This window comes from Pseudarthrobacter sp. NPDC080039 (genome assembly GCF_040702335.1).
In the GTDB taxonomy this organism is placed as follows: Bacteria; Actinomycetota; Actinomycetes; order Actinomycetales; family Micrococcaceae; genus Arthrobacter; species Arthrobacter enclensis_A.
This window is the reverse complement of sequence record NZ_JBFBKY010000028.1, coordinates 30831-41742: the sequence shown is the minus strand read 5'-3', so window position 1 is coordinate 41742 and position 10912 is coordinate 30831. Positions and strand designations below refer to the sequence as shown.

Sequence of the window (10912 nt, the reverse complement as noted above, 5' to 3'; positions counted from 1 at the left end):
TCGACGAATTCCTGGGGTTTGACCCAGCGGTCCACGGGCAGGTGCCGTTCGGAGGGGCGCAGGTATTGGGTGATGGTGATCAGGTCGCAGCCGGCAGCGTGGAGGTCGCGGAGTGCTTCCGAAATTTCGTCGCGGGTTTCGCCCATGCCCAGGATGAGGTTGGATTTGGTGACCATGCCCAGGTTCCGGCCCTGGGTGATGACGTCCAGGGAGCGTTCGTAGCGGAACGCGGGGCGGATCCGCTTGAAGATGCGGGGCACGGTTTCGACGTTGTGCGCGAAGACCTCGGGCTTGGAGTCGCAGATCGCTTTGATGTGGTCGGGGTTGCCGGAGAAGTCGGGGATGAGCAGTTCGACGCCGGTGCCGGGGTTCAGTTCGTGGATCTTGCGGACGGTTTCGGCGTAGAGCCAGACGCCTTCGTCTTCGAGGTCGTCGCGGGCAACGCCGGTGACGGTGGCGTAGCGCAGGGCCATGGATTGGACGGAGCGGGCCACTTTGGTGGGTTCGAACCGGTCCAGGGGTGAGGGTTTGCCGGTGTCGATCTGGCAGAAGTCGCAGCGGCGGGTGCATTCGGAGCCGCCGATCAGGAAGGTGGCTTCCTTGTCTTCCCAGCATTCGAAGATGTTGGGGCAGCCGGCCTCTTCGCAGACGGTGTGCAGGCCCTCTTTCTTGACCAGGTTTTTCAGGCCGACGAACTCCGGGCCCATCTGGACCTTGGCCTTGATCCACTCCGGCTTGCGCTCCACCGGAACCGCAGCGTTGCGCTGCTCGATCCGCAGCATCTTCCGGCCTTCAGGTGCCAATGTCACAGTAGAGCTCCTTCAGGGCTCGAAACCAATGCTTCTTCATGTTTGCGGAATTCCGCCACAAACCTGTCCACGATATCCGCAGGCCGGATGTCGCGGCCCGTTTCCAGTGACATCGTGGTAACCCCGGCGTCGGTGATGCCGCAGGCAATGATCTGTCCGTAGGGCGCGAGGTCGTTGCTGCAGTTGATGGCGACGCCGTGCATGGTGACGCCATTCAGGACCCGGATGCCGATCGCTGCGATCTTGCGGTCCGGGCCCTTGGCGTCGGCCTTGATCCATACGCCGGCTCGCCCCTTGATGCGCTCAGCCTTGATGCCGTAGTCCGCCATGACGGTGATCATGATCTCTTCAAGGCGCTCCACGTAATCCCGGATGCCGGAACGGTTCTTCAGCTTCAGGATGGGGTAGGCCACCAGCTGGCCGGGGCCGTGCCAGGTGAGCTTGCCGCCGCGGTCCACGGGCACGACCGGCGTTCCGTCGAACGGGCGCTCATGGTCCTCGGTGAGCTTGCCTGCAGTGTAGACGGCCGCGTGCTCCAAAATCAGGACGGTGCTGGGGGCAGTTCCGGCAACAACTTTGTCATGGAGCCCGCGCTGGGCGTCCCAGCCTTCCATGTAATCAACGAAGTCAGGGGCAAGACCCAGCTGTGAAAACTCAAGAGTCATGGCATCCAGCTTAGACCCCGCAGGCGCGCCAGCCCGGTTTAGTGTCCAAGCTCACCGCCTGCCCCCTTTGTGACTGCGGCAGCCCGGGCTGTGGATAACTTCTGCAGCGTCCTCGAAACTCGGCTAGACATGGACCATGGACGATGCACAGGTGCCGGGAGTCCCCGGTTACGACGTCGGCCGGCTGTTGGGCAGGGGCGGCAGTTCGGACGTGTGGCTGGCCAGGGAACAAGGCAACGGAAGGGATTACGCGCTGAAATGCTTCCGCGTGGAAGGGCGCGGGACATGGGGCAGTACCGGCATGGCGGAGGAGGACGTCCGGCGGGAGATCCGGATCCTTTCGGCCCTGGACCATCCGCACCTGGTCAAGGTGCACGATGCGGTGCGCACGGGAGAGGGTGCCAAGGGCACCGCGCTTGTTATGGACTACGCGGCCGGCGGGTCGCTGGCGCAGTTGGTCTGCGCCCGCGGCAAGCTCAGCGTGGGGGAGACGGTCACGGTCCTCACGCCCATTGCCCAGGCCCTGGGCTACCTTCACGGCAAAGGCTTCACGCACTCTGACGTGTCGCCGGGAAATGTTCTGTTTACAGGGCAAGGCAAACCCCTGCTGTCCGACGTCGGAATTGCCCGGATGCTCGGCGACCCGGGCGGCAGCGGACGCGGGGGTACGGCCGGCTTCGTGGATCCTTCACCCGTTGACGCTGTCCGGGCCGGACTCCAGCCGGAACGCGACATCTACTCGGCTGCAGCGCTGGGGTGGTTCTGCCTGACCGGTGCAGCACCCGGCCGCACTGCCGACCGTCCCCCGCTGTCCCTTCTGGTTCCCGGCGTGCCGAAGGAGCTCGCCGCGGCCCTGGAAGCAGGGCTAAGCGAGGACCGGCGGGTTCGCCCGGGCGCGCTGGCGCTTGCGACGGCCGTCTACCGCAGCGCCGAGGCGCAGCCGGTGGACCTCTCCGGCTCCGTCCATCCAACCGTCCTGCCTGAACTGCTGACCCGGCGGCATATTCACGATGAATCAAAGCGCAGGGAATTCCCGGTGAAACTCCGGGCCCTGCGCCGCCGGGCGGCGACGGCCGGATGGAACAAGCACCGCAAACCGGCGGCCGCAGTCCCCGGGATCGCCGGGCCTGCGGCGGCAAAAGCGGCGGCAGGCCGGGGCAAACATGCCGGCGAACAGCTTGCCGGGCGAAGAAGGCGGATGTTGCTGCGGTCAGTCCTGCCCTCCGTTGCCGCAGCTGTGGCGGGGCTCCTGCTGCTGTCCGGAGCCACCGGGGAGCGGATGTGGACGGGCAGCGGGGATGCCGGTCCGCTGCCGGTACCCGCCACGCCCAGCGGTGCTGTTCCGGGCGGGGAAACCGGGCCCGGTTCTCCGCTTGGCGATGCAAGGCGCCAGGCCCATGCTGACGACCCTGCCCTGGCCGTCCGCGGGCTTGCGGCGCTGCGGGACTACGCCTTCAGCAGCGGCAGGCTGGAGCTGCTGGCGGACGTGAACGTGCCCGGGTCCGCGGCGGCTGCGGCAGATGAACGCATCGCCGCGGCTTTGCGCCCTTCCGGGCACCGCCTCGCCGGATTCACCAGCACCCTCTCCGGCGTGGCCGCGGATGAGGGGGAAACCGGCAGCCGGGCGGTGGTCAGGGTGGTGGCCGCCACCTCCGGCTACAGCACGACCGGCGGCGGGGGCAACGTCGTGGCCACGGGTGCGGCTACCGGGCCGCAGCCGCTGCGCCTGGTGCTGGTCCGCCTGGACGGCGAGTGGCGGGTCAGCGACATCCTGCCGGGCCTGTGACGTTGAAGGCAACGGTTGAGCCGGCGCCATATTGCCGCCACCCGTCGGATGGCCCGTGCGGTCCTGGTCCTTGTCCGTCATGCAGTACATGGCAGCCGACGGCGTCCTGCTACAGGGTGCCTTCCTTCTACATCGTGCCTTCCTTGGCGGTCACCCAGCGTGCAGCGCCGTCCAGGCTGCCGTGCTGCCAGCGGAATCCGGCCGAGCACAGGACCGCGGGCTCCATTCGCTGGCTGTGCAGCAAAAGCTCCTCGCCAAGTCCGGGCATTACCGCGCGCAGCACCGGTGCAGGAACACGCAGCACCGCTGGCCGGTGCAGCGCGTGCGCGAGTGCCCCGACGATCGCATTGACGTCCGCCTGTTCCGGGGCGTTCACGTTGACCGGGCCGGAAACCGCGGAGCCGAGGAGGAACAGGAAGGCGGCGGAAACATCCGGCAGTGTGACCCAGGGCCAGAACTGGCGGCCATTGCCGAAAGGACCGCCAACCCCCAGGCGCATCAAGGGAAGCAGCTTTCCCAGCGCGCCGCCGGAACGGCTGAACACCACCCCTGTCCGGGGCATGACCACCCGCACCCCGGCCGGCGCCCCCATGGCCGCCTGCTCCCATTCAACACAAATCTGCGCCAGCGTGCCCGTGCCCGGAGGAGCGTCCTCCCGCAGGACGGTGCTGCCGGCGTCCCCGTAATAGCCGGACGCCGATTGGCTGATGAAGGTCGCGGGGGGCCTGTCCAGCTTCGACATGGCCTGCACCAGCGTCCTGGTGGGTTCCAGCCGGGAGCTGAACAGCTCCTCCACGCGCTTCCGGGTCCAGGGCCTGTCACCGATACCGGCACCGGAAAGGTTCACCACGGCATCAGCGCCGGCAAGCACAGAGGGGTCCAGAACGCCCGCCGCCGGGTCCCAACGGACTTCGTTTGAACCGGCAGGCGGCCTCCGCACCAGCGTCACCACGGAGTGGCCGGCCTCGCGGAAGGCTGCGGACATGGAGGTGCCGATGAGCCCGGAGGCGCCGGCCATGACAATGTGCATGGTCCATCACACCACGGCGGCGCCCGTTCTGTACGTCCCGCGGGGCAGGGGAGGGGTTGACTATGATCGGACGATGACCTCTTCGAGCTACTTCCGTTTCCCGCATTTGCACGGTGACCTGGTCACTTTCGTGGCCGAGGACGATGTGTGGATCGCACCCCTGGACGGCGGCCGGGCCTGGCGTGTCTCGTCGCTCCAGCTTCCTGCCCGCAACCCCCGTTTTTCCCCGGACGGCAAGCGCCTGGTGTGGACAGTTGTCCAGGGAACGGCGCCGGAGGTGGTGTCGGCACAGGTGGACGGCGGCGGTTACCGGCAGCTCACTTACTTCGGCCACAGCACAACGAAGGTCAAGGGTTTCACCGCCGGTGGTTCCGTGGTGGTCACCAGTGCGTTCCGCCAGGCCGAAAGCCGGCACACGCACGCCTACAGCGTGCCCCTCGAGGGCGGCTGGGCCCAGGAACTCCCGTATGGCCCGGTCGAATCCGTGGCCTATGGGCCCGAGGTGGGCGACGAACGCCCGGTGGTCCTGGCGAGCGTGTTGTCCCGGGAACCGGCATGGTGGAAGCGGTACCGCGGCGGAACGGCCGGGAAGCTGTGGATCGACCGCGACGGCAACGGTGAGTTCGAGCGCCTGCTGCCGGACCTTGACGGCAACCTCACCGACCCCCTGTGGGTGGACGGCCGAATTGCCTTCCTGTCCGACCACGAGGGCTACGGCAACCTGTACTCAGTGCTCCCCGACGGAAATGACCTTCGCCGGCACACCGACCACCAGGACTTCTACGTCCGCCATGCCGCCACAGACGGCAAACGGGTCATCTTCGAATCCGCCGGCGAACTCTGGGTGCTCCGGGATCTCGCCTCAGACGCCGTGAAGCTGGACATCACCCTGGGCTCCGCCTCACAGACCAGGCGTCCCGCCCCCCTCGACGCTGCCAAACACCTCGGCGCAGTAGCACCGGATGCCGCTGGCGCGGCCAGCGCCGTGGAATCGCACGGGACCATCCACTGGCTGCGGCACAAGGACGGACCGTCCCGGATCATCGAGGCAACCCCCGGCGTTCGTGGGCGGCTGCCCCGGCCGTTGGGCGATGGGCGGATTGCCTACATCGCGGACCACGACGGTGTCGAGGCCCTGCACATCAAGGACATTGCTGCTCCCGTCCAGCACGCCGCCGCACGGGTCGAGACAGAAGCCGGCAACGCCGGCTCCCCTTCCGGGACCGCCGTTTCGGCAGCTCCTTCTTCCGGGGACGCGGAGCAGGCCGAAGGAACCGAAACGGTCAGCCTGCCGCAGCCGGTTCCCGCATCCGGGGCCGCGGTCCTCGCAGGGACCACCACCCACGTTCCGGCAGACGACGACCAGCAGGCAGATGTTGCTCCGCAGGCCACCGCTCCGGCGGCCGAAGCCCAGGCACTGACAGGACAGGCACCGCTGGACCTGTCACCTGGCGCGGGGGACCGGACGGCGGTCAGTGTGGCGACGCCGTCGCGGCCGAGCTCACTGGAAGCAAGCCCGGACGGCAAATGGCTTGCCCTGGGCACTTCCTTTGGCGACGTGTACGTGGTGGACACCCGCACAGGTGACCTCAGCCAGGTGGCCAGCATCGGTGAAGGCAGCATCTCCGAGCTGGCCTGGTCGGCCGACTCCCGGTGGCTGGCGTGGTCGGAGCCGGTCACGTCCTTTGGCTCGCGCAGCCGGCTTCGCCTCGCCACGGTGGAGCAGCTGGACGCCGCGCCCGTCGATGTCACCGATGGCCGCTTCCGCGATGCCTCCCCGGCCTTCACTCCGGACGGCAAGTTCCTCGCCTTCCTGTCCAACCGCAGTTTCGACCCCGTGTACGACGGGCACTCGTTCGACCTTTCCTTCCCCAGCCCCATCAAGCCGTACCTGGTGGCACTCGCGGCCGATACGCCGTCGCCCTTTGGTCCCTCGGTGGATCCTGCAGGAGGGGAGCCGGTCGCTGATACCGACGGCGAACGGCCGGAGTCGGCCGAGCAATCCGAAAACGGGGTGCCCGCCGTTCACGTTGACGCGGAGGGCCTGGCGCACCGCGTGATCGGTGTTCCTGTCCCGCAAGGCAACTACAGTTCGCTGAAGGCCGTTGACGGCGCCCTTCTCTGGCTGGACTCGGTCCTGGCCGGCGTGACCGGCGACGGCAAAGCCAGCCAGGAGGACAAGGACGCCCGGCCCGCCCTGGTCCGCTACGACATCGCACGGCGCAAACAGGCCACGCTGGCAGACGCCGTGGACAGCTACCGGCTCTCCGGCGACCGCAGCAACGCCGTGCTGGTGTCCGACAAGCAGGTGACGGTTATCCCCACGGACGCCAAGGCAGACGAGGAATCCGGCAAAGTGGTCAAGGTGGACCTGGGCCGGGTCCGCGTCCTGCTGGACCCGCTCAGCGTCTGGGGCCAGGCGTTCGACGAAGCCTGGCGGCTGCAGCGCGACTTCTTCTGGACCGAGGACATGGCCGGGCAGGACTGGGACTCCATCCACGCCCGCTACCGCCCCATTGTGGAACGGCTCGGGTCGCATGATGATCTGGTGGACCTGCTGTGGGAACTGCACGGCGAACTGGGGACGTCACACGCGTACGTACGGCCCGCCGCGGTTACCGAACGTGGCAGCCGGGGACAGGGCAGGCTGGGCGCCGACCTTGCACACACCGCCCGCGGCTGGGAAATCACCCGGATCCTGGCCGGTGAGTCCTCCGATCCGCTGGCCACCTCACCCCTCACCAGGCCCGGCGTCGGTGCTAAAGCCGGGGACGTCCTGCTGGCCATCGACGGCGTCCCGCTGTCGGAAACCGTCACCCCGGCCATGCAGCTGGTGGGCGCGGCGGGCCGGGCAGTGGAACTCACCCTCCTCAATGGTCCCGGGCACGCTGCTGCCGAAGGCACCCAGCGGCGCGTCGCCGTCGTGCCTGTCAAGGATGAAGAGCGCCTGCGGTACCAGGAATGGGTTGCCGGCAACCGCCGGACGGTCCGCGAGGCCTCCAACGGAACCTTCGGCTACCTGCACATCCCGGACATGATGGCCAACGGCTGGGCGCAGCTGCACCGCGACCTCGATACGGAGACGGCGCTGGACGGCCTCATCGTGGACGTGCGCCGGAACCGCGGGGGACACACGTCCCAGCTGGTCGCCGAACTGATTGGCCGCAAGGTCACCGGCTGGAGCATGCCGCGCGGGGAAAAGCCGCGCACCTACCCGCACCACGCGCCGAGGGGACCGGTGATCATCCTCGCGGACGAGTTCGCCGGCTCGGACGGCGACATCATCACGCAGGTGTCAAAGCTGCGGGGCATCGGCCCGGTGATCGGAACGCGCACCTGGGGCGGCGTGGTGGGCATCGACAACCGGTTCTCGCTGGCCGATGGCACCGGCGTCACACAACCGCGCTATGCGAACTGGTTCGGCGGCGGTGTGGGCTGGAGCGTGGAGAACTACGGCGTCGATCCTGACATCGAGGTCACCTACCCGCCGCACGCCTACGCCGCGGGCCGCGATCCGCAGCTGGAGTATGGCATCGGCGCGCTGAAGGAAATGATCCAGGAACTGCCCACCGACCGTCCGCCGGCCCGCTCCGGCTACCGGAAGCTGTTGCCCGAACCCCTGCCGGCGCGGCCGCAGGGAAGCTAGGCAACAACAAAGGCCCTGCCTTTCCGGAATGATCCGGGATGGCAGGGCCTTTGTTGTTGGATGCGGCGCTGCGGCCTAGGACTGCAGGGTTGCGTCGAGGGTGATCTCAATGCCGGCAAGGGCCTGCGACACGGGGCAGCCCTTCTTGGCGGCCTCGGCGATGCGCTGGAAATCCTCCTGCGAGATGCCGGGGATCCGGGCGTTGAGGGTCAGGTGGCTGCCGGTGATGCCGGTGCCGGGTTGGAAGCCGACCTCGGACTTGGTGTTGATCTCTTCGGGCGTGAAGCCGGCCTGGCTGAGTTCATGGCTGAAGGCCATGGAGAAGCAGGCGGAGTGGGCCGCGGCGATCAGTTCTTCGGGGCTGGTTTTTCCGCCGGCGGCTTCCGTGCGGGCCTTCCAGGTCACATCGAAGGTACCAAGGCCGGAGCTGTCCAGAGTGGTGTTGCCCGAGCCCTCGGTCAGGCTGCCGGTCCATACGGTGTGGGCGTTGCGTGTTGTAGCCATGTCTCTCCTCAACGTCGATTCGATCCGGGCCCGGCATCCGCTGCCGGGCCCACCGTTGTCCATCCTAGGGACCAGCTTCTCCCGGCGCACCGGTTGTCCGCTCTCAGAGGATTATGACCGCCCACTGACGGGGTGGTTACTGCCAGATGGTGGCGATGGCGATGTTCACCAGCGCCAGGCCGCCGACGCTGTGCGCGAGCCCGGTGGAGACGGGCTGCCCGTTCTTGACTTTGCGGGTGCCAATAATGGCCAGGGCGGCGACCACCACGGCGATGACGAACTTGATGCCCAGCTTGACGTAGTTGAGTTCTTCGAAGTGCGCGGGATCCTGATTGTGCAGGACCGGCAGGATCCCCATCATGGCAATGCCCGTGAGGAGTTGCAGGAAAGCGCCGTCCCGCTGGCGGGGGTGCACGGTGGGCGTCCGCATGGTGGCGATCCAGTAGCCCACGATCATGGCGGCGCCGACGACATGGAGGAACACCAGGATGTTGAGGAGAATAGTCATGGCTCCAGCTTAGCCAGTCTGTTCTACAGCGCGTAGCAAAGCCACGCGGTGAGCGCACGGGGCCGATGTGGCTAAACGACGACGGCGGGCCCCGGCCTGGTGTGGTTTCCCACCCGTGCCGGGGCCCGCCGTCGTTGGCTCTGCGGAGGTTAGAGTCCCAGGTCCGCTTCGAACGCGCCCTCTTCGAGGCGTGCCTTCAGGGTCTGGAGGAACCTGCCTGCGTCGGCGCCGTCCACCAGGCGGTGGTCGTACGTCAGGGACAGGTACATCATGGAGCGGATGGCGATCGAGTCGTCACCGTTCTCGTCAGACACCACCACGGCGCGCTTGACGATGGCACCGGTACCCAGGATGCCCACCTGCGGCTGGTTGATGATCGGGGTGTCGAACAGGGCGCCCACCGAACCGATGTTGGTGATGCTGAACGTGCCGCCGGACAGCTCGTCCGGGCCGATCTTGCCGTCGCGGGTGCGGGACGCTACGTCGGCGATCTTGCCGGCCAGCCCGGCCAGGTTCAGGTTGCCGGCGTCGGCGATGACCGGGACCAGCAGGCCCTTGTCGGTGTCGACGGCGATCGCCAGGTGTTCGGCGTTGTGGTAGGTGATCTCCTGCTTTTCCTCGTCGTATGCAGCGTTGAGCTTGGGGTGCTGCTTGAGGGCCTCGGCCACGGCCTTGGCGATGAAGGGCAGGAAGGTCAGCTTGGTGCCGTTCTGGGCCTGGAAGGAGTTCTTGGCACGGGCGCGCAGCTTGGCGACCTTGGTCATGTCCACCTCGTGGACCTGCGTGAGCTGGGTGGAAATTTCCAGCGACTCGCGCATGCGCCGGGCGATGACCTGGCGGATGCGGGGAGCCTTCTGCGTGGTGCCGCGCAGCGAGGAGGCAGCTGCACCGGATGCAGCAGGAGCCGACGCGGCCGGGGCTGCTGCCGGCGCCGCAGCGGGAGCGGCCTTGGCTTCAGCGGCGGCAATGACATCCTGCTTGCGGATGCGGCCGCCAACACCGGTGCCGGAGAGCGAAGAGATGTCCACGCCGTGCTGGTTGGCCAGCTTGCGGACCAGGGGGGTGACGTAGCCGGACTCGGAACCACCGGCCGGGGCGGCTTCCTGGGCTGCGGGGGCAGCCTGCTGGGCTGGCGCGGCCTGGGGAGCCGGAGCAGCCTGTTCCGGAGCCTGCTGGGCCGGAACTGCCTGGGCGGGAGCGGTCTGCGCAGGGGCTGACTCTGCCGGTGCCGGCCTGGAGGCTTCCTGCTTGGGAGCCTCCTGCTGCGGAGCGGCCGGCGCTGCCTGGGGTGCTGCGGCAGCCGGGGCGCCGGAGCCGATGACGGCGAGCACGGAACCGACCTCTGCGGTCTCGTCTTCGTTGACCCGGATTTCCTGCAGGGTGCCGGCAACGGGGGAGGGAATCTCGGTGTCCACCTTGTCGGTGGAAACTTCCAGCAGCGGCTCATCCACCTCCACGGAGTCACCGACGGCCTTCAGCCAGCGGGTGACGGTGCCTTCGGTGACGCTCTCGCCCAGTGCGGGGAGGGTGACCTCGTGGCCTTCGCCGCCTGCGGCCGGAGCCTCTGCAGCCGGTGCTGCTGCGGGTGCCTGCTGGGCGGGAGCTGCTTCAGCCGGGGCTTCCTGGGCCGGGGCTTCCTGGGCCGGTGCGGCCGCGGGAGCTTCTTCGGCCGGCGCGGAACCGCCGCCGGAGCCGTCGCCGATGCGCACCAGCGGTGCGCCTACCTCGGCGGTCTCGTCTTCAGCCACCAGGATTTCTTCAATCACGCCAGCTACAGGAGAGGGGATTTCAGTGTCTACTTTGTCGGTGGAGACTTCGAGCAGCGGCTCGTCCACCTCTACCCGGTCACCTACCTGCTTGAGCCAGCGGGTGACGGTTCCTTCGGTGACACTCTCACCGAGGGCGGGCAAGTTAACGGATTCAGACATGTCGTCCCCGTTCTCCTTATTGATCTTTAGTGCGAA

Annotated in this window: 8 protein-coding genes; 2 read left to right on the top strand and 6 right to left on the bottom strand. The window is 67.7% G+C overall.

Annotated elements, in window-relative coordinates; translation table 11 throughout:
- Both AB0313_RS19470 and lipB read right to left on the bottom strand, forming a co-directional pair.
- Positions 1-809: lipoyl synthase (locus tag AB0313_RS19470; RefSeq protein WP_366307697.1), on the bottom strand; the 809-nt coding region annotated here is incomplete at its 3' end.
- A complete protein-coding gene (gene lipB, locus AB0313_RS19465) occupies positions 806-1474 on the bottom strand; it encodes a lipoyl(octanoyl) transferase LipB (RefSeq protein ID WP_366307695.1) in 669 nt (222 codons plus the stop codon). The genes lipB and AB0313_RS19470, both read right to left, overlap by 4 nt.
- 136 nt (positions 1475-1610) lie before the next feature.
- On the opposite strand from lipB, the gene AB0313_RS19460 reads away from it, so the two are divergent.
- A complete protein-coding gene (locus AB0313_RS19460; RefSeq protein ID WP_366307693.1) occupies positions 1611-3260 on the top strand; it encodes a serine/threonine-protein kinase in 1650 nt (549 codons plus the stop codon).
- A 127-nt stretch (positions 3261-3387) separates the two neighbouring features.
- On the opposite strand, the gene AB0313_RS19455 is transcribed toward AB0313_RS19460, so the two are convergent.
- A complete protein-coding gene (locus AB0313_RS19455) occupies positions 3388-4290 on the bottom strand; it encodes a TIGR01777 family oxidoreductase (protein WP_366307691.1) in 903 nt (300 codons plus the stop codon).
- A gap of 73 nt (positions 4291-4363) precedes the next feature.
- On the opposite strand from AB0313_RS19455, the gene AB0313_RS19450 reads away from it, so the two are divergent.
- Positions 4364-7936 (top strand): S41 family peptidase, encoded by a 3573-nt coding sequence (locus tag AB0313_RS19450; RefSeq protein ID WP_141940900.1) that lies wholly within the window; start codon positions 4364-4366, stop codon positions 7934-7936.
- A 75-nt stretch (positions 7937-8011) separates the two neighbouring features.
- Here AB0313_RS19450 and AB0313_RS19445 read toward each other — a convergent pair whose 3' ends face one another.
- The 3 genes from AB0313_RS19445 to sucB form a co-directional block, all read right to left on the bottom strand.
- Positions 8012-8440 (bottom strand): OsmC family protein, encoded by a 429-nt coding sequence (locus AB0313_RS19445; protein WP_141940901.1) that lies wholly within the window; start codon positions 8438-8440, stop codon positions 8012-8014.
- Positions 8441-8576: 136 nt separating this feature from the next.
- A complete protein-coding gene (locus AB0313_RS19440) occupies positions 8577-8948 on the bottom strand; it encodes a hypothetical protein (RefSeq protein WP_307310407.1) in 372 nt (123 codons plus the stop codon).
- A 149-nt stretch (positions 8949-9097) separates the two neighbouring features.
- Positions 9098-10876 carry a 2-oxoglutarate dehydrogenase, E2 component, dihydrolipoamide succinyltransferase gene (gene sucB, locus AB0313_RS19435; protein ID WP_366307688.1) on the bottom strand — a complete coding sequence of 593 codons (1779 nt, stop codon included), beginning with the start codon at positions 10874-10876 and terminating at the stop codon, positions 9098-9100.
- Positions 10877-10912: the final 36 nt, after the last annotated feature.

Coding starts and splice junctions, on each gene's coding strand:
- lipB (WP_366307695.1), bottom strand. CDS start 1,474: ATGACTCTTGAGTTTTCACAGCTGGGTCTTGCCCCTGACTTCGTTGAT.
- AB0313_RS19460 (WP_366307693.1), top strand. CDS start 1,611: ATGGACGATGCACAGGTGCCGGGAGTCCCCGGTTACGACGTCGGCCGG.
- AB0313_RS19455 (WP_366307691.1), bottom strand. CDS start 4,290: ATGCACATTGTCATGGCCGGCGCCTCCGGGCTCATCGGCACCTCCATG.
- AB0313_RS19450 (WP_141940900.1), top strand. CDS start 4,364: ATGACCTCTTCGAGCTACTTCCGTTTCCCGCATTTGCACGGTGACCTG.
- AB0313_RS19445 (WP_141940901.1), bottom strand. CDS start 8,440: ATGGCTACAACACGCAACGCCCACACCGTATGGACCGGCAGCCTGACC.
- AB0313_RS19440 (WP_307310407.1), bottom strand. CDS start 8,948: ATGACTATTCTCCTCAACATCCTGGTGTTCCTCCATGTCGTCGGCGCC.
- sucB (WP_366307688.1), bottom strand. CDS start 10,876: ATGTCTGAATCCGTTAACTTGCCCGCCCTCGGTGAGAGTGTCACCGAA.